Origin of the sequence: Novipirellula methanifontis (genome assembly GCF_052161655.1) — a bacterium.
Lineage (GTDB): Bacteria > Planctomycetota > Planctomycetia > Pirellulales > Pirellulaceae > Novipirellula.
Map to the genome: position 1 here is coordinate 10,287,053 of NZ_CP197418.1, position 20,984 is coordinate 10,308,036.

General features: G+C 50.8%; 26 protein-coding genes. 12 read left to right on the plus strand and 14 right to left on the minus strand.

Going from position 1 to position 20,984, the window contains the following annotated elements; translation table 11 throughout:
* Window positions 1–16: 16 nt before the first annotated feature.
* Window positions 17–2,911 carry an SNF2-related protein gene (locus tag SH528x_RS36515; protein ID WP_442508334.1) on the minus strand — a complete coding sequence of 965 codons (2,895 nt, stop codon included), beginning with the start codon at window positions 2,909–2,911 and terminating at the stop codon, window positions 17–19.
* 267 nt (window positions 2,912–3,178) lie between these two features.
* On the opposite strand from SH528x_RS36515, the gene SH528x_RS36520 reads away from it, so the two are divergent.
* Both SH528x_RS36520 and SH528x_RS36525 read left to right on the plus strand, forming a co-directional pair.
* The gene (locus SH528x_RS36520; RefSeq protein WP_442508335.1) at window positions 3,179–3,529 is read left to right on the plus strand and encodes a helix-turn-helix domain-containing protein; all 351 of its coding nucleotides are present in this window, start codon (window positions 3,179–3,181) and stop codon (window positions 3,527–3,529) included.
* A gap of 43 nt (window positions 3,530–3,572) precedes the next feature.
* Window positions 3,573–4,241, plus strand: a complete 669-nt coding sequence (locus tag SH528x_RS36525; protein ID WP_442508336.1) for a DUF7002 family protein — start codon at window positions 3,573–3,575, stop codon at window positions 4,239–4,241.
* An 11-nt stretch (window positions 4,242–4,252) separates the two neighbouring features.
* Here SH528x_RS36525 and SH528x_RS36530 read toward each other — a convergent pair whose 3' ends face one another.
* Together SH528x_RS36530 and SH528x_RS36535 are read right to left on the minus strand one after the other, a co-directional pair.
* A complete protein-coding gene (locus SH528x_RS36530; protein ID WP_442508337.1) occupies window positions 4,253–4,735 on the minus strand; it encodes a DUF488 domain-containing protein in 483 nt (160 codons plus the stop codon).
* On the minus strand, window positions 4,732–5,535 hold the full coding sequence (locus SH528x_RS36535; protein WP_442508338.1) for a hypothetical protein: 804 nt from the start codon (window positions 5,533–5,535) through the stop codon (window positions 4,732–4,734). Before SH528x_RS36535 ends, SH528x_RS36530 begins: the two co-directional genes overlap by 4 nt.
* A gap of 439 nt (window positions 5,536–5,974) precedes the next feature.
* Here SH528x_RS36535 and SH528x_RS36540 point away from each other — a divergent pair, with 439 nt between their 5' ends.
* The 7 genes from SH528x_RS36540 to SH528x_RS36570 all read left to right on the plus strand — a co-directional run bounded on the left by SH528x_RS36540 (window position 5,975) and on the right by SH528x_RS36570 (window position 10,257).
* Window positions 5,975–6,868, plus strand: a complete 894-nt coding sequence (locus tag SH528x_RS36540) for an ArdC family protein (RefSeq protein ID WP_442508339.1) — start codon at window positions 5,975–5,977, stop codon at window positions 6,866–6,868.
* A 269-nt stretch (window positions 6,869–7,137) separates the two neighbouring features.
* A complete protein-coding gene (locus tag SH528x_RS36545) occupies window positions 7,138–7,566 on the plus strand; it encodes a hypothetical protein (RefSeq protein ID WP_442508340.1) in 429 nt (142 codons plus the stop codon).
* A 53-nt stretch (window positions 7,567–7,619) separates the two neighbouring features.
* Window positions 7,620–8,036: a hypothetical protein gene (locus SH528x_RS36550; protein WP_442508341.1), complete on the plus strand. Its 417-nt coding sequence runs from the start codon at window positions 7,620–7,622 to the stop codon at window positions 8,034–8,036.
* A gap of 56 nt (window positions 8,037–8,092) precedes the next feature.
* Window positions 8,093–8,398 carry a hypothetical protein gene (locus tag SH528x_RS36555; protein ID WP_442508342.1) on the plus strand — a complete coding sequence of 102 codons (306 nt, stop codon included), beginning with the start codon at window positions 8,093–8,095 and terminating at the stop codon, window positions 8,396–8,398.
* Between the two features lie 86 nt (window positions 8,399–8,484).
* Window positions 8,485–9,378 carry a hypothetical protein gene (locus SH528x_RS36560; protein WP_442508343.1) on the plus strand — a complete coding sequence of 298 codons (894 nt, stop codon included), beginning with the start codon at window positions 8,485–8,487 and terminating at the stop codon, window positions 9,376–9,378.
* 58 nt (window positions 9,379–9,436) lie between these two features.
* Window positions 9,437–9,883 carry a hypothetical protein gene (locus SH528x_RS36565; protein WP_442508344.1) on the plus strand — a complete coding sequence of 149 codons (447 nt, stop codon included), beginning with the start codon at window positions 9,437–9,439 and terminating at the stop codon, window positions 9,881–9,883.
* Window positions 9,884–9,948: 65 nt separating this feature from the next.
* Window positions 9,949–10,257, plus strand: a complete 309-nt coding sequence (locus SH528x_RS36570) for a hypothetical protein (RefSeq protein WP_442508345.1) — start codon at window positions 9,949–9,951, stop codon at window positions 10,255–10,257.
* Between the two features lie 127 nt (window positions 10,258–10,384).
* On the opposite strand, the gene SH528x_RS36575 is transcribed toward SH528x_RS36570, so the two are convergent.
* Window positions 10,385–10,717: a hypothetical protein gene (locus tag SH528x_RS36575; protein ID WP_442508346.1), complete on the minus strand. Its 333-nt coding sequence runs from the start codon at window positions 10,715–10,717 to the stop codon at window positions 10,385–10,387.
* A 216-nt stretch (window positions 10,718–10,933) separates the two neighbouring features.
* Between SH528x_RS36575 and SH528x_RS36580 the strand changes: the two genes are divergently transcribed.
* Both SH528x_RS36580 and SH528x_RS36585 read left to right on the plus strand, forming a co-directional pair.
* Complete coding sequence (locus tag SH528x_RS36580; RefSeq protein WP_442508347.1) at window positions 10,934–11,143, plus strand: hypothetical protein; 210 nt, start codon at window positions 10,934–10,936, stop codon at window positions 11,141–11,143.
* Window positions 11,144–11,196: 53 nt separating this feature from the next.
* A complete protein-coding gene (locus SH528x_RS36585; protein WP_442508348.1) occupies window positions 11,197–11,436 on the plus strand; it encodes a hypothetical protein in 240 nt (79 codons plus the stop codon).
* An 86-nt stretch (window positions 11,437–11,522) separates the two neighbouring features.
* Here SH528x_RS36585 and SH528x_RS36590 read toward each other — a convergent pair whose 3' ends face one another.
* Complete coding sequence (locus SH528x_RS36590; RefSeq protein WP_442508349.1) at window positions 11,523–11,993, minus strand: hypothetical protein; 471 nt, start codon at window positions 11,991–11,993, stop codon at window positions 11,523–11,525.
* A 355-nt stretch (window positions 11,994–12,348) separates the two neighbouring features.
* Here SH528x_RS36590 and SH528x_RS36595 point away from each other — a divergent pair, with 355 nt between their 5' ends.
* Entirely contained in the window at window positions 12,349–12,954 is a 606-nt protein-coding gene (locus SH528x_RS36595; RefSeq protein WP_442508350.1) for a recombinase family protein, read from the plus strand.
* A 314-nt stretch (window positions 12,955–13,268) separates the two neighbouring features.
* On the opposite strand, the gene SH528x_RS36600 is transcribed toward SH528x_RS36595, so the two are convergent.
* From SH528x_RS36600 to SH528x_RS36640, 9 genes are read right to left on the minus strand one after another with little or no spacing between them, the layout of a single operon-like run.
* Window positions 13,269–13,877, minus strand: coding sequence for a HEAT repeat domain-containing protein (locus tag SH528x_RS36600; RefSeq protein WP_442508351.1), 609 nt, complete (start codon window positions 13,875–13,877; stop codon window positions 13,269–13,271).
* 25 nt (window positions 13,878–13,902) lie between these two features.
* Window positions 13,903–14,541: a hypothetical protein gene (locus tag SH528x_RS36605; RefSeq protein ID WP_442508352.1), complete on the minus strand. Its 639-nt coding sequence runs from the start codon at window positions 14,539–14,541 to the stop codon at window positions 13,903–13,905.
* A gap of 49 nt (window positions 14,542–14,590) precedes the next feature.
* Window positions 14,591–14,827 (minus strand): hypothetical protein, encoded by a 237-nt coding sequence (locus SH528x_RS36610; RefSeq protein ID WP_442508353.1) that lies wholly within the window; start codon window positions 14,825–14,827, stop codon window positions 14,591–14,593.
* Window positions 14,828–14,861: 34 nt separating this feature from the next.
* Window positions 14,862–15,467 (minus strand): hypothetical protein, encoded by a 606-nt coding sequence (locus tag SH528x_RS36615; RefSeq protein ID WP_442508354.1) that lies wholly within the window; start codon window positions 15,465–15,467, stop codon window positions 14,862–14,864.
* Complete coding sequence (locus SH528x_RS36620; protein WP_442508355.1) at window positions 15,464–15,868, minus strand: hypothetical protein; 405 nt, start codon at window positions 15,866–15,868, stop codon at window positions 15,464–15,466. The genes SH528x_RS36615 and SH528x_RS36620 overlap by 4 nt, the downstream gene beginning before the upstream one ends.
* A gap of 39 nt (window positions 15,869–15,907) precedes the next feature.
* Entirely contained in the window at window positions 15,908–18,898 is a 2,991-nt protein-coding gene (locus SH528x_RS36625) for a GYF domain-containing protein (RefSeq protein ID WP_442508356.1), read from the minus strand.
* 4 nt (window positions 18,899–18,902) lie between these two features.
* Window positions 18,903–19,868 (minus strand): lectin-like protein, encoded by a 966-nt coding sequence (locus tag SH528x_RS36630; protein WP_442508357.1) that lies wholly within the window; start codon window positions 19,866–19,868, stop codon window positions 18,903–18,905.
* Window positions 19,865–20,062 (minus strand): hypothetical protein, encoded by a 198-nt coding sequence (locus SH528x_RS36635; RefSeq protein ID WP_442508358.1) that lies wholly within the window; start codon window positions 20,060–20,062, stop codon window positions 19,865–19,867. The genes SH528x_RS36630 and SH528x_RS36635 overlap by 4 nt, the downstream gene beginning before the upstream one ends.
* Before the next feature lie 49 nt (window positions 20,063–20,111).
* Window positions 20,112–20,873, minus strand: a complete 762-nt coding sequence (locus tag SH528x_RS36640; RefSeq protein ID WP_442508359.1) for an OB-fold protein — start codon at window positions 20,871–20,873, stop codon at window positions 20,112–20,114.
* Between the last annotated feature and the right edge of the window lie 111 nt (window positions 20,874–20,984).

Genomic DNA, 20,984 nt, shown 5'->3' on the forward strand with positions numbered 1-20,984 from the left:
GGTCGATCTCCGTATGTCAAATCACTTTCCACTGAATCGTGAAAAGTGGTGTGGTTGTCGTTTTCTGGCTCATGCGTTTTTGTAAACCGTCGATCAGCACATCACGCTTGTCCGCAATACCGTCTTCGATCTCAAAAATCTGCTGCCGTTGTTTTCGCTGTTTACGTTCCAGATCCTGCTGCTTCTTTTGTATTTCGTTTTGCTCATCCAGCGTTGTTGCCAATCGTGCTTGTCGGCGGATCGCTTTGATCTGAGCCTTCGTGTCAGACAGATCTTTCTCGGCTGCGATCACCATATCATCGGCCCAACTCTCCAGTCGCTCACGTTCTTCGTTGAACAGGCTGTTGTTCGTCTCCAATGACTGGGCCACAGTTGCATCGCCATGACGCTTCGCTTCCGCCTCGATCCGTTGCAGAGTCTCGGGGGCAAGAGCGTCTATGGCCGATGTGGTGGCGTCACAATTGAACAGACGCTCGCATGTTTCATGATCAAGTGAGTGTCCATCTTCATTGATCGCAGAGAACAGCAGGTACTCTTCACGATCAAACGAATCGACCTCCAGATACTGAAGTGTCAGCCATCCCGATTGCCCCTTTAATTCATCCACCATCGTCAACTTGCGTGGATAGTTCGAGACATCAAATGTCACACATGACTTTGGTGTTTCAAGAGATTTACCGGCATCGATGACCCATTCACCCAGTGGATGTGAAAGGCGATACAGGAAGTCACCGGTGACGTTGGCCTTGATCTTGGAGATCAATGTGTATGGCCCCGGCTGCATCCCATCCAGAGGTGATCGTTGAAGGGTGAATGCGTGCTTCTCGTCATCGAAGATGGCACGATCTGCCAACAGGAATCGGGTCATCACCCAGAACATGCGTCCAAAGCGATCAAGACTCGCACGAGTGTCGTCAAGACGCATCTTCAACCGAGAATGGACATCTTCATCGAAGTGCTCCATCAAAGCCTGACGAGTGTCGTCCATTTTCGTCTTGATGGTTTCTTCCATCTCCGACTGAAGATGTTGAAAAGCAGCGTCGATCTCTTCCGGGGTTCGGCACTTCTGGTAAATGGCGAGAATCCGCTTCTCAAAATCTACACCCGATTCGATGGTTCCCAGAACATCATCGGACGCTCCGAAAACTCCACTGAAGAGTTTGAATTTGTCCGCCAACAACTCATGAACACGACGGTCGGCTTCATTACGTTCATTGATGAAGTTGATGACAACGACATCATGCTTTTGACCATAACGATGGCAGCGACCAATACGTTGTTCGATACGTTGTGGGTTCCACGGCAAGTCATAGTTGATGACGGCGGAACAGAATTGAATGTTAACACCTTCAGCCGCAGCTTCAGTGGCGATCATTATGCTGGCGTTGTCTCGGAAGTGTTCAATCAAGGCCGTTCGGCTATCGACTGCACGTGAACCAGAGACACGGCCACCACCGGCGTTGCTCTGCATCCATTGATCGATCACTAACTTTGATTCCGGGTCGTTGTTCGATCCGTTGAACATAACAACTTGACCGGCGTAGCCATTGGTTTCCAAGAAGTCTTTTAGATACTCCTGCGTACGACGGGATTCCGTGAAGATAAGTGCTTTGCGATTTGCACCCATCTCTTCCATCTTGTTGAAACCAACATCCAGAGCTTTCAACAATGATCGGCTTTTGGTGTCGATCCCGATGCTTCGTGCCCACTGAGCATAACGATCCAATTCGATGATCTCGGCTTCGAGCTTCTTGGGGTCGATGGTGTCATCGTCGTCGTTGTTTGGGCCAACGTCTTTATTCTCATCGTCATCTGAGGGAAGATCGAGATCGAAGACTTCTTCTTCCAGCAACTCGTCTTCAAGTTCTTCCTCGATGATCAGGTTTTCGACAAAGTGGTCTTCTTTCTGCTCGCCTTCACGGAGACCTTCAAGGCGATACTTCATCGTCTCCAATGTGTTAGCGACTGCATGAGATGAAGATGCCAGCAACTTCCTAAGAATCAACGTGGTCAGATGCCGCTGACGTTTGGGAATGGCGATAGCGTCATCCCGAACGAGATAATCCGAGACGGCTTTGTACAGTTTGTGCTCATCATCTGTAGGGCTGAAACGAATGGTGATTGGCAAACGTTCGGTGTACTGGATGTATTCCAACACCTGCCGCCTGAGTGTTCGATGACAGAACGGTGCAATCCTGTTTCGCAGCGATGCCATGTCGCTGGTGACACCAGTGAACTGTGTACGGAACGATGCCACATCACCGAAGATCATGTCATCCAAAAAGCTCGACAGTCCGTAGAGTTCAAGCAGTGAGTTCTGAAGGGGTGTGGCTGTGAGCAATAGCTTTCGTTTGTCTTCCGTGGCCCACTTGATGTTCTGGCCCATCTTGTTGCTTGCTCGGTATGAGTTACGCAACTTGTGGGCTTCATCGATCACCACCAAATCCCAAGGTATGGCACGAACTTCTGCACGCATCCGGCTGACATAGTGGATGGAAGCGATAACGACTTGACCACAATGAAACGGTTGTGGTTCACCTTCTCGCTCAAATGCCCGGTAAGCACGAGCATCAAGAATTCGAGTGGGTAGGTTAAACTTCTCTTCGAGTTCCAGACTCCATTGCTTTCGCAAACTGGCTGGAGAGACGACAAGAATTTTTCGCTTCCGTTCGGCCCATGATTGGCACATGACCAATCCAGCTTCAATCGTTTTTCCGAGGCCCACCTCGTCCGATAAAATTACACCCTTCGACAGTGGGTTCCGAAGAGCAAACATGGCAGCTTCGATCTGGTGTGGATTGAGGTCAACACACGCATCGAATAAGGCCATTGAAAGACGATCAGACGCTCCCGGCTGATGCTTTCGAGTCAGTTCATGAGCGAAGTATTTTGCGTGGTAGGGTGTCGTCATTGGTGAAGCATCTCCGCTAGGCCAGACGATTCACCGGCCAATGTGGAATGCAAGCTCAGAACATCGGGGCGTACGCCAAGTGCCTCACAGGTCGTCTTCAAGACGATCTGAAAAGTGTTCTCGACCGAACCGTTATCATTGTTCACTACCGCCACAATTGTGCCCACGTCGTTTCAGCAACAACAATCCTTTGTCGTCACCCCACAGGTTGACTAAATACTGCAACCAGCGTACGGTTTTGAAATCAAACGTACAAGCAGGTGACCCATGCGGTTCGGCGAAACCATTCGAGAAATGCGACAAGATCGCAAACTTTCTCAGCGAGATCTCGCTGAAAAAGTCGGTGTCACCTTCACGTACATCTCCAAGATCGAGAATCACAAACTCGACTTCGGTCAACACCCCAGCGAAGAAATGATCTGCAAACTTGCAGATGCACTTGGAGCCGATGAAGACACGCTGCTTGTGTTGGCCGAAAAAATTCCACCACAGATTCGCCAGCGTGTTATTGAACGTCCTGAAGCCTTCCGAAAAGTGGCGGAACTCGACGATCAATCTCTCGATCAACTTGTGAAACAACTTGATCGCAAGGAACGCCGAAGCAAGAAGCCTCGCTGAAATCCGGGGGGCCACATTTCCATCGCTTTGTATTGTGTTGCAAATGACAGAAGACGAGTTCATCGCAATCCACCCGTGCCTTTATCACATCGCTGAAGGCGGCAGTTGGCCGAGCGTTCAGCAGCACGGATTAGAGAGCACGTCGGCAATTCTGGATCGCTTCGAGGTCACCGGCCCGAGGCGTGTTGCTATCGAATCGGCACGACGTGCCACCTCAGAGCGTCTCGAACACGAGCAGCACGAGAGCGTTGTTATCAGAGACCAAAAACCGATCTCAGAAACGAAGTTGGCGACGGCTCTTGAAGGAATGACGACTGCCGAATGGTACACGATGCTCAACGGCTACGTCTTTCTTTGGCCTTCGGTTGATCGTCGCAACGGAATGCTGTCCAGTTACGGTGATCAAAATCACGACGTGCTGACGATTGACACGCAGCGTTTGCTCGATGTGTACGGTGGTCAATTGATGTTAAGTCCAATCAACTCTGGCAATACTCTGTACGACGCCGCACCAAGAGGTGCTGACACGTTTGTCCAATTGGCCCAGTGCCCATTTGATGACTGGCGTAAGCGCAAGAAAAAGAAGGCCGAGGAAGTCATCGCTGAGGCAACTCTTCCCTATCGGCTTGAGAATGTTGAGCAGTTTACGATTTGTGTTGAAGCGTTCAGCGGAAGTCGGTTTACCGGGGCGATTTGGAAGCCAGCAGCGTAGCCAACTTCTGGTCAAGCTGCTTTTGACCAGAACGTCTGCTGTTGATCGCCAAATGCAAGATGCTCGAATTTCATCGTGGTCGTTTCTTCGATGATTTCGACTAAGCACTTACGATGGCAGTGCTCCCAATCTGGGCAACAGCACATAAGGCATGAACGCAGCTTCTTTGCAACCTCCAATGTCTGTTGTATTGCCTCAATACCAGCATCGTGATTCAAGTGACGATGAACGCCCTTAAAGAACACTGGGTACTTCCGGTCTTCTCGCAATTGATGTCGCAAAGCTTTGGGAGAACCGAGTGCCTTGAAATGGCGATACTCGATCCCATTGTCGGCAAGATGTTGACCGAGGGCAGTTTTTGCGAAACCCGCCTTTCGACTGATCGGCAGTTCTCTTACATCGATAAGACATTCGACACCATGGCGTACTAACTTTTCGACGAACTCATCGATGCCAACGCCAGTGTAGCCGATTGTAAATAGCTTTCGTTTCAAAACAGTGAGCCTCCTTGCTCGGTGTCTGCGGCGATAATTTTGCTGGGAACGTGATACAAGGCGGAGATCATCCAGTGACCAAATCGGCTGTGAGTTCCAAAAATTGCGAACACAGTCTTCTCTGGATTAAAAATACTCTTCATAACAGCATCTGCTGTGTCCGTGAGTGCTGTGCCTTCGTCCATTGTGCGTAGTCTTCGACGCAGACCTTGGTAAAGGCTCCAAGCCAAAACTTTTGCGTCATCTTCTCTTCCTGAATTCTTTTCCCTGAACTTCAGTCGATACTGCCACGGAACTCGGTCAGCCAAGCTTTTCAAATCTTCGTCGGACACGAAGAGGTTGCCCTGTCGCATCACGTTAAGCTGGCTGTCGCTCCATTTCTTGTTATCTGGCTTCCAGTAAAACTCTGCTGGCTCGATCTCGACGCAGCCGTTAGTGATACCGGCCTCCGTCATCGCATCGGTGCTTTTGTGGATGGTGTGCTTCATCCAATCCCAACGACGTTTCTCCGTTGTGATCGGCCTCAATTTCTCGATCTTTGTTCCCGGTTGTAGGTGCCAACTCTCTGGCCGGTCGTCTTTCGTATCCTTGTAAACCTGAACTCGTATGACATCCCAGCGAGCGTATTGCTCGTCTTCGTCCAAGAAGCGGAATGGCACCGGATACAGTCGAATAAATTGACCGTCGCTCTGTACGCCGCCCGTGCAAACCGTTTCCATGTACTTCTTGCTGACCGCTGGATACGTCTTGCAATTCACCATCAACTCGATGGTTTGTTCAGAACCCTGAATTTTTGTCACGAACTTCTCCGTTCTTTCTTACCAAAAATCGCCGATTGCCCCCAGAGCATTCCGACATCTGTTGCCGTGAAATCAATTGGCATTGGCAATTTATCGCCAATTTTTGCTGCTATGCCAAGCAGCCCTATCGTTGACGGAGTAGTTGGTGTCCGTCGAATTGCGATGATGGAAGCGCTCGAAAGCAGCAGGCGAGGCAACCGGTGAAACGAGTGGAATATGAGACTCGAAGCACCTCGTGCGGCTGAACGACTGTATTTACGGGCATTGCGACTCCCAACGTTGAACTTCTTCGTTTCCTTTATGTGAGAACGAAGAATGCGACAAGCCATTTTGAAACACGTGTCTCAGTTCCCATGCGATATCCAAAACGTGAACCTTCGAAATAGAGGACACCAACTACATCGGCACAACAACACCAACACTCACTTGGAGCCGCCGAATGTCAACTTCACTTCACGCCGAGATCACTAACACAATCATCGAAGCCCTGACCGCTGGTGGCTTGCCACCTTGGAGAAAGCCATGGTCGTGTGATCCGAATGCTCCCGGCCTTCACACAAGCTTATCTTCGGGCAAGCCATATCGAGGGATCAACCAGTTGATCTTGATGTGCTCTGCAATGAAGAACGACTTCCGATCAAAGTGGTGGGCGACGTTCAACCAAATTAAGCAGCAAGGTGGCAGTGTCCTGAAGGGCTCGAAGTCAACCACGGTGGTTTTGTATCGTCCTGTTGACCGAACCAAGATCAACGACGCTGGCAAAGAAGTTGACGATTCATTTTTCGTCATGCGTAGCTTCCGAGTATTCAACGCCGACCAAACGACGCTTGAGCAATTTCAAGTGAGCGATGAAGTTGAAAACGGCGTTCCATTCGAGAGCTATGAACACGCCGATCAACTGATCGACGACATCGGTGCTGACATCCGCTACGGCGGTAGTGAAGCGTTCTACACTCCGCAGGGCGACTACATCCAACTGCCTCACCGCACTCGATTCAGTTCGCCCGAGGCGTTTTACGAGACCTGCTTCCATGAGCATGTTCACTACACCGAACACGAAAGCCGATTGAATTGGGATCGCAAGAACTCCACCTACTCCATGGGTGAATTGATCGCAGAATTGGGAAGTGTGTTCTTGATGGCCGAACTTGGTTTGCCCGTCACAAACAACCTCGACAACCATGCCGCATATTTACATCATTGGGTGCAAAAAATGGAAGGCGACCCAAAGTTCATCTTCAAGGCATCTTCTCAAGCCAGCAAGGCGGTTAACTGGCTACTGGCTTGCAGTAAGGAACGAGTCGAAGAACAAGAACCGGCAATCGTAGTTTGACCATCCGAAGCAAGGCAGTGAACGGATTCACTGCCATCTGCTTAAAGGACACCGGCTACGTGATTGTTCCGGTCGGGACTCACCGAGACGGACGCCTTCACTGATCGAATCGCCGCTTGGCTTTGACGCCACCCATGCAGCACGAACCTGATGACTTGGACTGCGCAGCAAGCATCAGGAATCACTGCCCCTGCGAAGCTTCAAGCCTCGAACGATCAGTGATGCGTCCCGAATCGGTTTCTCGAACTCGTTGCAAAAAGTTACAACAGATGTCAGAAGACCTGAAGAATCAGATTCGAGCCGTCAGAGACGTTCTGCTGGACGTGGTACATCAGCCAAAGCCCACATTGGGAATTGACCTCGACGGCTGCTGTGACGAATCCAGCTTCTTCAACATCCTGACTCATGTTTGGCCCGGTGACGTAATCGTCGTGACGTTTCGGCGTGACCGAGAGAAAGCAATTGCCGACTTGGAAAGATACGGAATCCACTACACAGATGTTGCCTTGGTTGACTCATTCGAAGCTAAAGCCGACGTGATTCGGGAACGTGGGATCAGTTTCTACATCGATGACCAGCCTGAGATGTTGAGAAATGTCGGTGCTGACGTTGGTGTCATGTTGTTCCGCAACGAAGGGAACTTCGATTTCGATGACCGCAAATGGATGCTCAGCGACAAGACAGGCAAGTTGATTTAAGTAACGGACACCAACTACTTCGACAGACACAACAACACCTGACGGAGAGTCACATGCCCGAGACCCAAACAGAAAACACGATCACCAACTGCCAACTGGTCAGCGTTCCCTATTCGACGGTCCTGAAGGCCATCGAAGAAACGGACAGCGATCCATTCACGATGACGATCCGCTGTAAGGTTGAATGGACTGCGATTGCTCAGTGTGTCAATCAAGGAATCGATGCGTACCTTGAAGCGTGCTGTATCAAGGGTCGGGACATCTTCGACAACGGCCACTGCGAAGTATCGCCGCAATCGCTCTGCGTGCTGCTGAGACGGCTTGGCGACACTGACTTCAAGGCCACCGACGAGCACTCGGCAGAAGATCTCTGGGATGCCGCCAGTTCGCTGCAAAGCTCGATCTTCATGGTGCTGGGCATTGATGATTACGGAACTTACGTCGGTCGGGAAGCAATGGGACTGGAATAGCGGACACCAACTACGTCATCGAGAGACAACTCCAACTTTTGAAATGGGAACAAACGATGGCGTGGGAAACATCAATCTCGGCAGAAGGCTGGTCCGAGATTCGTGAAAAACTCGACGACTGGAATCGTGAAGATCTGACCGCAGCGATCACTGAGGACAAGTTCGAGGCAGTTTACGAGAAAGCCGGAATGGATCACGCCAAACGGGCTGCTGATGCTGAACGAAAGCGAATTGAAGACCTGCCACATGATGTTCTCGCAGATCGGACTCTTGAACTGATCGAACTTAACGGCACTTGCGATAACGGCGGTTTCGGCTACTGGATCGACCGGGAGGGCTTTCACAAAGTCTGGTTGGAATAGAGGACACCAACTACGTGGTTGTAAGTGAATGCCAACTCCAACTTTTGGAGTTGGCTCCAAATCAACGTCTCCAGAGAGAGCTTGAAATGCAAGTCGAACGCCCCCAAACACGAGTCGAAGAAAAACAAGGCCATCTGGCGAACATGGTTCGGATGATCGCCCAGTCGAAGTACCATTCATTGCTGTGTACGGGTTTTGGCGGTGGCGGTAAGTCGAGGGTAGTTACGAATATACTTCGTGACGAAGGGCAAGAGATGATCGTCTATAATAGCCATTGCACAACGCTTCAACTTTACCGCCTCTTGTACTCTCACGCCCAAGATTCAGAAAAGATTTTGGTGTTTGATGACTGCGACGAGATCTACAAATCTGGCCCGGCATTGGGAATTCTGAGAAGTGCTTTGTTCGGACAACCTGATCGAGTCGTCACCTACAACAGCAGCACTTTGCCACCAGACTTACCAGCAAGGTTCGAAACCCAGTCAAGGTTCATTTTCTTGGCGAATAAGGTTCCAAAGAAGTGTCCGATTTTCGATGCTGTTGTATCACGGTGCTTGGTCTATCGAATGGATTTGAGCAATGCCGAAATTATCGAGCAGTTTCGAGCGATGACTTTGAACGGCTATCCCGGTTGCCCACCAGAAGCCGCCGAAGAGATCGTGGATTTCATCGAGGAACATGGCGATGAAAAACAGCTTTCAATGCGACTTCTGACACCAGCAATTCGCATCTATAAGTTCTGTGTTGAGAACAACACTGATTGGCGTCCTGTCGTACTTGCTCAAATGCAGAATCTTGGACGACCGGTTTCGGCGACGAAACGGCTCAACAACCATGAGCAACAAGAAAGGTTACTTGCAGAGGCTCAAGCCAAGTTTCCCGATTCAGTGGCTGAACAACAGCAATACTTTTGCGACAGAACAAAGAAGTCAAGGGCCACATTCTATCGGGCGATCAACCGCCTGAAGAAAGGCAGCTAACGGACACCAACTACTTCAGCAGTGAGGTTTTCAATACCAACAAACCAAGGAGCCAAACATGCTGAACGAAGTTAAGTCATTGATCGCTAAGAAGTGGAAGCACGAAGCTGCGGACCTTGAACCGGGGACACATTTCATCAGTGAAGAAGTTGTGGTCCATGTCCGAGGATCGGTGGAAAAACGTGACGATCAACTGGTCGCCCCAACGGTTTCCATTCCGCTGATTACAACTTTGGCATTGTTCTGGGAGAAGTCCGGGATCACCCGTGATCATGCCCTGAGAATGCTGAAAGACGCCATGACTGAAGCCATGGCCGATGGAGTCAGTGAAGACGGCAACATCAAAGATCGAATTTCCGATGTAACGACCGCCATCGCAGCGGTCCGAAAGGATCTGATCGACGAACTTCCGAAGATGAAACGAGCGGGGGCTTTGGTCCTGAAGAATCTGGAAGTGGAAGTGTCTCCCGTGTGCGTTCCGTCGTTAGTTGGCTCGGCGGCGTAACGGACACCGGCTACAGGGCCGTTGAGGTAATCCTGCCTCAGCGGTTCCTGAAGCTGGAGACAAACATGCAGACAACAATAGCGATTGCAGACGGAAGCAACGAAGTACAACAACGAGCGGCCAGCGATGCCAATGCTGTTCAATCCGCAGTGAACCTGACTGCCGTCGTTGGTTGTTGGCATCGACATTTACTGGCGATGCATAAGGAAGGCATTTGCGGGGACGACCTCAACAATCATCCGGTCAATCTCGCTTTCGTGAGCAAGTTGAACAACCTGTGCCGTTTGACCACCGAGCGTGAAATGGCCGCATTCAGCGCAATCGATCAGATTGAACGTGGTGAGTCGGCTGATTACGAAGTGATTCCGATTTGACCGACACCGGGTATTCAGGTGGTTGACTCAGACCGCTCATCGGGGAACCATCCCCGCAGTGGCTTCCAGATCATATATCGAGTCTCGGAACCATCGTCTTGGATCTGGGCAATTCGCCTTCCCTTTTTCACGTAGCCAATGCCGCACCGGCACCGAGCGATGAGTTGTCCACTGCTGTTTTCATGTCGGTAATCGTTTTTCGACGCTTCGCCATATCGACACTTACCATTTGAGCAAACTGGATAAATGGGTATGCCGGTGAAAAGTTCGCACGTGAAAGCGAAGGCAAAGCCACACGCAAAGAACGCAGCACATGCTCCGACCGTTCCGGCGATGAAGCCGCCAGCATATCCCAGTATTCCGTACCTGATCCGCCGTCTTCGTTCGAGCGTTCCCAAGCACTGGTGCGATCTTGGATCATGCTTCGTCGGTCGCAGCCCGGAATGAATAACCAACCCATGTTTTGTCTCCCGTGTGAATGTTGTTGTCTGACACGGGAGTAGGCGGTGTCCGTCAGTATTCATCTGCTCTGAGTACGACAATCAAGACAGTGTGCCTTGCCCATTGCTTTAGGGGCAACTGCTTCACTGGCGTCCTTTGGTCGGTGTTTGAGCGGACGTTCATTCAAGACGGTGAGCAAACAGAATCAGAGCAGCGATGGATTCAGTGCGACCTGATGAAGTACAGCCGCTGGGACGACGGCTGGGGATACAAGGACATGGATGAGTCGATGCATCCATATTACTACTCTTGCCCAAAGAAGTATCTGACTTTGGTTCCAGTCGAGACCTACGGCGGCAATGCCGAGTGGCGAGAACAAGTTCAGCAGTATCACCAGCGACAACTTGAGAAACGTCGAGCAAGAAGGACGGCAAAAGCGAGTTAGCGGACACCAACTACCCAATTGTCCAAACAACATCCCTTCAAGAGAGCCAACACATGTCCGATCCGACCGAAACCATCCGCCGCCAACAAGTCGCTGCCATCAACGCCGAACCGGGGTCACGAGAGTATCTGGAAGCAAAGCACGGCGAAGTCTGGGATACGTCTGAACTTCAGAAGGAATTCACCGTGCTGGCATTCATGGCTCCGTACTGCATCGTTAAACGGAACGGTGTGAAGGGCTCAGTCAAGTTTCAGCATCAGCCACGGCTTTATTATTCGTGGTCTCCAGAGTGAGTGTTGTTTGGCTCCTGCGTCATGGATGACGCCCTTTTTTGTGCGGACACCGGCTAGTTCACTGTCTGTGAGTCATGTCCGCATCGTCACGGAGTGTCGATCTTCGCCAGTTTTGCAGAATGCTCAAACTGTTCCCGGACTCCTCGCATGGCGATGCAGTCCCAGAGCGTCAAGTGATTCTTCTTATGGCTGCGACTTGATGGGAGGTATTTGATCCGCTTGTGTTCCGCCAGCCACGCTATCGCATCTGGATGAACGACCGAACTGTCGATTCCGGCTGGGTGCAACGCACCGGCAAGTTCACCGAGATTCACTCGCATCGTCCGCCACACAACGGGATCATTACCACAATTCCGGTTCAACCAAATCAGTCCGATGGCTGAGCCGTCTTCTTGGATCTCGATGCCATCGGCAAGCGCTGCCTGAAACAATGGGTTATCACTGGGCAACTCAACGATCAATGGCAACGTGATCTCACGACCATTTTGCAGAATCAAATGCGTCGGCGTTGCAGACCTGACGGCGATTGGCCCTTCGAGCTTTTCGAAATGCCACATCGGAATTGGTGAGCCGGTGAGTAGCGTGAGGGCACCGAGTATCAGGACGATACTGAGCGGCAACCACAGGAAATTCTTCGGTCGGGTCCTTGGACGGCTCCCAGAGACAGACCGCATTGTATCAGGGGAAGCCCGAGATCCGACACCAATTCCACTGCGTAGAATCTGCCGAGCCCGACGTTCGATTCTGTAAAGTGTCAGTAGTGTTCTGAAATCAGCACGCTGAGGCTCGTAAGTTCCGGGAAATCGATGTCTCAATTCAACATCAATGCGCAATCGGTCGAGCAAAGAAGACAGTTTACAGTAACGGACACCAACTACATCGCTGAGTTCACCAGTCAGCGGAGTTGGAAACATGCAGAAGAAAACAGCGATCTATGTTCGGGTCAGCAGCAAGCAGCAGGATCACCGTAGCCAGATGCCTGATCTTGAACGATGGGCCGCAGCCCACGGCGAACCAGTGATCTATTTCAGGGATTCGTTCACCGGTCGCACGATGGCTCGACCGGGCATGGACAAGTTGATGGAAGCACTCCGGGCAGGCAAGCTTGACCGCATTGTTGTTTGGAGACTCGACCGTCTTGGCCGAACAACGAAGGGACTTTGCCAACTGTTCGACGAGCTTCACGAACGTGGCGTTGATCTGGTCAGCATGAAAGATGGATTCAGTCTGGCATCACCAGCCGGTAGATTGCACGCACGTATCTTAGCGAGTGTCGCCGAGTACGAGACGGAGATCAGAGCCGAACGAGTGGCCGCAGGTCAGGCGGCAGCACGTAAGCGAGGCAAGACGTGGGGTGGAAGTGACAAGGGCTGGCGATGGAAGGTGACTGACGATCAGGTCAACGCCATCCACGAGATGAAAGCAGCAGGCAGGAAGATCACCCAGATCGCAAGGGTGACAGGGCTGTCACGACCGACGATCTACCGTGTGTTGCGTGAGGTCGAACCAATTGTTTGATGGGATTGGTTGGTTGGAGATCGGGTTGCAAAGCCCGAATCCAAACAAATATTATCGGAAAGCTGATTAAGAAAGTCCCCGCCGTACCCTCGGGAGGCACTACACCTTGAGGCTCTTCAATACCGAACAACTTTTTTCGCTCAATTCGTACGCTGATCGATTCAAATAAACCGACTTCCAAAAATCGCCGCCGCCAGAAAAACAGCGGATCGAAAAGGAGTTGCAAAAGTTGTTATTCCAGCAGGAGTGTGCCGTCAGAGTCGGCTTCGTTTGCGGCGACTTTCTTCGATTGAGAAAATTCGCCGCCGCTGATTTTACAACGCACGATAGGGAACCTCGCCTTTCAACTCGGACAGAACACTTCCGGCAAACCGTCCATATTCAGGGTGGTCTATCTCACGCTCAACGATTGGAATCATTTGCTCTCTCATCGGTGGTTCGATAACAGCGAGTGCCTTTGCCGACAATATTCGAAACCATGGATCATGATCATTCAGGCATTCTTCAAGGCGTGGAATTGCCATCCGAGCATCAACCCCATATCGCCACAGCAGACGTGGGATCATGTATCTCACCTCCCAGTTGTAGTGATCGAGAAGGGACGGAAACAGAGGCAGAAGTTCTCGGAAGCTCAGGTGCTCCTTGACCATGCAGTGAGCAGCAAGAACCCGTGTGTTTTCGTCTGGGCTAAACAAGCAAATGTAGTAGGCTGATTGAGCCCATTCGTAAAGTGGCGGAACCGATTCGATCGTTGTCTTGATCACACGATCATTGTTGAGATCAATGGCGAGTGTTTCGATTCGCTGAGTAGCATCGAAAAACAAGTCATCGTCGGCAGCACTGCTGCGTTCGAATGTCGGAATCATTGACAAGCTAAGGGCGGATGCAACCGCCTGCTTTACGAAAATTCTTCGATCTACCATTGTCATTCCTTGAGAATCTGTTCGATCAGTTCCACAGCCCGAGGTAAGGTTTTTCGGCACGCAACTCGGCCAAAACATTCTTTGCGAATACAGTATTCTTCGAACATTGGGCAGTCTTCGCCACATAATCGACGGCGTCCGTTCTGAGCGACGGCTGAATAATTGCGATTGCTTTTGCCATCAATATCCGATCGTACGGATCTGTTTCAGGGTCGCAAAGTTTCTGCTTGAGTTTTGGGATTGCAGAACGTGCTTTACCCTCCATCTTCCAGAGCAGGTTCGGGCCATAGCGACGTATGCTGGGATCGTCGTGATCAAGAATATCTGGAAGCAGATCGACATACTGCACGAGGTGTGCATGGACGGCTTTGGTCAGGCAGCAGTTGATAGAGAGAATCCGAACCCTCGGGTCTTCATCCCAGATACCACAGAAACACGCTGTCGCACCCCAATCTCCCAGTGCAGATAATTCCTGCTCAGTCTCTTTAATCAACTGTCGGCACCGGGGCAGCTTAGCGTTGGATCGAAGAAGCTCCTCTGCGTGATCGAAGGCGACTTCACCTTGGCTGATTACATTTGGTTCACTGGCGACAAAAGAGCCCAGTGGAGCCAACGTTGCACAAGATGCTGCGATCGACTTCGCTACAAACGCTCTGCGGTCCATGTGTTTTCCTTCGGGTTGAATTGGCCGTTTCCACTGCTGCTGTTGTCTATTACATCTCGTTAAAAACCGGCGATCGTTCCAACAAATCAGCGAGATCCAGTTGAAGTCGCTCTTGAGCCTGAGCTAACGGAATCAGGATCTCTGTGACCTTAAACGAATTCGGGTTCATTCGAACTGTCAGGAGGACGTACTTGCCGTCTTGGCAGGTAGCTGCGTTGATTGCCAACAAATCACACTTCAAAGCCTGAGTCTCGGTCGTTCGATAATTCTTCTTGTCGTCGCTCATGTCAGATCTCCTTTCTGCTTGTAGCTGGTGTCCGTTATCGCCCATAACGCTCATAGAAGGCGGTTGAGTCACCGTCAGCGCCATACGAACATCTCCAGCACACACCGAATGCATCCTGCACACGAGCCCCACACTGAGGACACTGAAATCGAAAATGAGTCGGAGGGACAAAATCCGTGTACGTAGGCTCTGCAAATCCACCGTTCCGAATCAGTTCAGAATCTGGGTTGAGAATTCGTGGGAGTGAATCCCAAAAATAGTGCCCACCTGCCCGAGCCCATCTTTGGTAGTCAGCATCGTTTCGGACAATCAGAGTTCCAAACCAAAGGCAGGTCCAGAACAGGGCTGTAACGATGACGGTGACCCAGAACGGGACAACGAAGCAGTCCGCAAAGGTCCAGTAAATTCTTCCTGCCGCTTCATTGCTGAGAAGATAGAACAGGAAGAACACAAACATCGAAATCGCAAACATAAATCGAGCGATGATCGTTGACGGAAGCGTTCTGATGCCACGACCGGAATCGATGACAAGCAGAAAGACAAACGCAACTAACGCCCAGCAAATCGATGCCACGAACGAGCAACTGCCGTTCAGCCACATTGCTGGAATAGCGGACAAGATGAAAAGGCGACCGATCATTCGCCAGCCTCCTTCAAGCGATCCCAGTTGATTGAACTGATCACGAGACTGTTGCTGCCGGGTCCAACGGTATCGACGGGGTGATCCATGAGGAGTCTGGCTGCACCGAATGCCCAAGCTCGCACATCCGAGAGTGAACAATGATCGCCGCCGACGAGCCGCAACTTGATGGGGGCCACAAACGTTCGGATCGACGTGGATTCGGCAATCCGATGATCCAACAACAGCTTTTGGACTTCGGTGGCGACAATGTTCCAGTCGGTGAACAGCACAGCTTCGGATTCTGTGCCGGTCCATCCTGATCCCGTCCAGAACCAGCGGTGATCGTTTCCGATTAGATAGCGAGGGAACTGAATGCTTCCTCGGTTCAGGACGGACAGATGAAGTGGTGGATTGCTCATTTTTGCCTCGTGGAGTTTCGAGGCAGTAGCTGGTGTCCGTTATTTTGACTGGTAGAACCCTATTTGTACGACGCCCACATCTCGAATGTCTCGAACATTCACCTTGTACTCCAACCGGTTTCCGGTTTTTCCAAGTAATTTGCTTCTGTTCTTTGCTGCGATGTCCTCGGGAATACCACGACGAATATCCGACTCGTAGGCTCGCCGACATCGGGCGTGAAAGACTCGATCGACCGTAAACCGATCCGCAGTCTTAAATTGAGTCAAAGGATCACCGTTACTGTCGTAGAGCGAAATAATCATTGGAATTAGCCAGTCGGCTTCCATCCATTGGGATGTGTCAACATCGCAGTCGATAATTATCGAATGATCCGTCGCATAGCATTTGATATTCTTTAAGCTCGGGTTGTAACGCTGCTCAATCCAGCGAGGTGTTTCCAAAGGTGTTCCGACTCGGACTGCAATTTCTCGCCCTTCCGGTTTCGCTTTCTGGAAAGCTGAGAAACTTCCGGAATCCGCTATCTCGCAATTCGTCAGCATCAATTGGCCATTGGGATGTAGCTTAGTGAGCGTGCCAATGATTGATAGTTCTCCCTTCGTGAGACTTGGATTCGGGGAACGCAAAGTGCAGATGGCAGCAAGCCCTTCACGAAGCTCCAACACGACCTGCGTTTGGCTCACTCCCATGATCTGACTTGCGGTTCCCGAGACCGCAAGGTTCTTTCCAAAGTGTCTGGAAAGCGGGTTTCCCTGCTGAGAGTCACCCACAACGGCGAAGTAGTTGGTAGCTGCTTCAGCGATCGTGACTTTGTTTAGGACTAGCCGATCTCTCGGGTCGATTCCTACTGTGGCTATGTGGTCACTCAAGGAAACCCGTTGAGCTTTTGCTAGATTCCAAATCTCAACAACACTCGTCGTTGGCCGTGACGACACGACGACTTGACCGTTGGACGAATAGGCTACTTTGGTTCGCTCTATTCCATCGATCGTCCCCATAACGGCGAGAAGGCGGTTGTTGGGTAAATCCCATACTTCCAGCCGACCTTGTTTGCGAAGCATAAATACCATGCTAGTCTGTGTTCCGTAATCTCTTTGCTGTGCCCCGCAAACCTGTTGACGATTCTTGTCACTGAACGGCGTCGATTTTATTTTCCGAATTTCAGATCCATCGAAACACGACCGAATGACCATTTGACGATCGTCGTTGGTAATTGTTGCAAATTCATCGCCAGATTCGAGCAAGCGGAGGAAGTTTTCGTCGGAAGCTTGGTAGCTGGCGCTGCCCTCAATCATGAAGCGGAGACTCCAGTTTCCAGTGTCCCAGAACGAAATGCGTTTCGAGCCCGCAGATGTAATAAGGAACTGACCGTCATCGGAGAACCGATGCCACATGCAGTCATTAGTGCCGGTTCGAGGAAATCGAATGATCTCCAAGCACTCACCCGATGTGGCGTCAAACACACAAAGGCATGGTTCTTGGTATCTAACAACAGCGAATTTTCCATCCGGCGATAAGATACAGTGCGGGTGCTCAAGCATCTTGTATTTAACTTCCTGTGGGCATCTCAATCGAACGGTTTTGAGATTATCGGCCAAGTCAACAACCACTGCGTCGAACCCAATATCTGAGCCTCCGATGTTACATGCCGCTACTTTTCGTCTATCTCTTGACCATCCACAAACCGAGAACCGCCCGAATTCAGCGTGCAGTTCCACTTGCTGTCGTTGTTTCAGTTCATCGGCAGTAACGTCATAAACGATCAAGCTGCGAGGGTTGCTCTTTTCGATTGCGGCGAACTTCGACCAATCATCCGACATTTTTCCAAAACTGTACGAGGTACTAGGAGCAAGCTGTTTTTTCGTCTGGAGATTCCAAACATCAGCCTCGTCAATTTGAAGCAATGAGCCCGTAGGCGATAACTTAAAGTCAACGCCGTCCGTCCAAGGAATCTTGAGCACTTCGCTTTGCGTGACTTGCAAGATCATCGCCCCATCTTCAGATGCAGCGACGATCGATAAATTTGGTTCGCTGTTGTATCCGGTGCGATCCAGATCAGCCGCTAACCAGTCTTCAGGCACTCTTTGACGTGATCGAAACACACCTGCAACGATCACTAGCAGAACTAAACCAATACAAACCGCTGCTCCGAGTGCTAGACGCTTGGGCGTCAGGGTAGTAATGCGGGATTCACTCTTAATTCGCTGAACATCGTTTTCGAGTTCAGTAAGGCGATTTTGCAGGTTGGAAATCTCGGCGATAACGCTCTGCGAGCCTACTTTATCGCCATACGTCTGAAATGCTGCATCACCAAGTTCCTTGAGTAGCTTGGAACGTTGCAGACGCAATGTTCCTTCCTCAGCCTTCAGCTTTCCCTTTCGTGCGATTGATTTCGCAGCGTCCTTAACACCGTCGCCCTCCGCTTTCTTCTTGGATGCATTGAGGGTTTCTCGAAGCCTATTTTCGACCGTATCAATTCGTTGGTTGATTTCTGGGTAGTCTGTGCGAAACTGTCCTGCTCGTCGAATTTCGTCGCCAAGTTTCATAAATACCTTCGGCAGATCAACCTTTTTGATTCGTGTCATCTCTGCATGGCGTGCTGCTACAGTCCCAGCGACTTTCGCTGCATCTACAACATTCGATGCCGAGGATTTCAGCTTGCCAAGGAATGTTGATCCCAGTGGAAGCTCGGCTATTTCAGGATGTGGAGGCTCTTCAGAACTTTCTTCCTTCTTCAGAAACCTCTTTGCCGACTCTGCGTGCGTCAGCACGGTACTCAACCCGCTTTTCACAAAACCGAGCGAGAAGGTCTTGCCCGATTTCGGCAGTGCTAAAGGTGGCGGCGTTGGCGGTGTCTTTTCAAGCTCTACGAACAACCCTCTTACAGTTTTTGCAACAACGGGTGAGCCGTCTTGTCCCTTGCTGACTCTTGCCGTTGGCTCAAGCCTCCCTGATGCGGCAAGTTGTTTAAGCTGTGCGCCGCTGAACGGGCCAATCGCTCCGCTCTCTTTATGTATGTACCAAGTTGCCATGTGCTCATTTTCCTGATTTGCTTCCAACCCATTCACAGATAATGCCGGGTCGATGTTGATGTGAATAGTTTGGCTGATCGACCCACTGACCGTCACGAATCGCCCACAAAACCATGTAGTGTTCGACGCCCTTCTTGTTGTTTGGCTGCTTAGGGAACCACTTGGTGTAGCCACCATTTACCGAGCCGCCTCCGACCCATTTCCAGAGACCTTCCGTATCCTCGTCGGTAGCACCGATCCACGCTTCTTTCCAGTTAGCATCAACAACCAACGCAGTCACGAATTTGTTTTCCTCAGCCGATTCAATGACGACAAGCTGGCCGCTCATGTTTTCGCATTTCTGCTTTGCTTGCTTCCACGACACCTGCTCTTCGTAGAACTTGTAGCGATGCCCTTTGAATTCGAGTGCGTCTACAGGCCATGGATCGCTTGCAACCATCGATGTTTCAGCCGGTTTGTGTGATCCCTCGTCAGTCATTCCATTCGTGCTGACTGTGGGTTTAGATCCTGCGGTCGAATCCCTTTGCGTGGTGTCGTTGACCGCCAATGGCATTTCGTTGGATGCCACGTCCGTAGCGTCAGCAACATTTAGACTGGCAGTTGCAAGACTGTTTTCCGTTGCGGTCGTCCCCGAATGAGCAACATTGACAGAGACATCTTCATCAACAGGAAGCCCACGAAGCCACGAGCCAATATCGGTCACTAATCCAAGAACGAGTGCAATAGCGCCCGTGAGCAGAAGCGAAATCCACAAGCCCTTTCGCTGGAAAGGGGGAGTTACCCGCCTGCCCTTCGGATGTGGCAATGGGGAAATGAACGAAGCCGCCGATTGCGATTCCGTGTCGCCCTCCTTCCACACTCGATCATTCTCGCTGACCAGTCCTGCCGCAATCAATTGTTTAAGCTGCGTCTCAGTGAACGGCCCAAAGCCTTCACCATCCGAGGAATACATCCACTGTGGATTGCTCATAATGTTTTCATTGCCGTTAATCCAAATTTTGTTTTGTTGTTGACCACGCAACACTTGCACTCGCCGCCACCGACAATCTTAACCGATGTTCGATGCGTTTTCTGAAGAACGCAATCTGCAAGCTTCTGTTCAATTTCAGGAACCGGCGCATGTTGATTTCCGTCTCTCTTGAAGTGCCAGATCTGATTTGGCATGTTGGGTCTCCCCAACACCAATTTGCATGGGTGCCGTGGTTGGTGTCTGCTATTTGATGATTTCACAGTTCTTCATCCTGACCGTTACTCCGGTGAAACCCTCGCAGTAACCTCGGATCTGCACTCGGCTTCCGACAGCAAGATCACGAAGCGTATCCGATGTCCCTTCCGCACTCGTGAGTTCACATCGGGTTCCCCGAGCGTCAAAGTGCTTCCGTAAATTAACCGTTACACCCGACATGAATCCGCCTGCCTCGATGTCGTGTACGACGCCATCGACGACGATGGTTTTTCCCTTGTACGACTGATTGGCTGCAACCTCATTGCCTTCAAAATCAAGAAACAATTTTGAAGCGGAGTAAATGGTCTCGTTGAGGGCTTCCGCCTTATCAAAATGCCGATCCCCATCTGAAATCGCAGGTACTTGAGAATCAGGTTCAGAGCGTTCCGAGCCATCTCGATTCTTACCCGCTCTGATATTTGCAAAGCCTTCGGGATCGATGATTCTTGCTGCCATCGGAATGATTCCGATGCAGAACACCATCATCAGCAGTAACCCACCACAGCCGATTGCTGCGTACTTGACGGCGGGAGTCAACGATGTGGTGCTGCTATCTGCTGCACCTTTTATTCCACTGGGCTGTCTGGGAGGAAGACCCGTCACCTGTTTGGCTGGTCGCCATCGCTTGCCATCATTGCTCACCCGTTCGTCAGATCGTAATTCACCGTCAAATACGAGTTTCTTCAGTTCCTCGTGGGAGACTGGCCCGTGTTTCGTTCCGTTCTTCTCGTAATACCAGTTCTTTGACATTTAGAACTCCAGCGGCTGATTCAATGTGTTTCACTTCTAAGCGAAAGCCGAGACAATACAGGCTCACGTTAATCGTAGTTGGTGTCCGTTGGAAATTCCCTGAGCCTGATT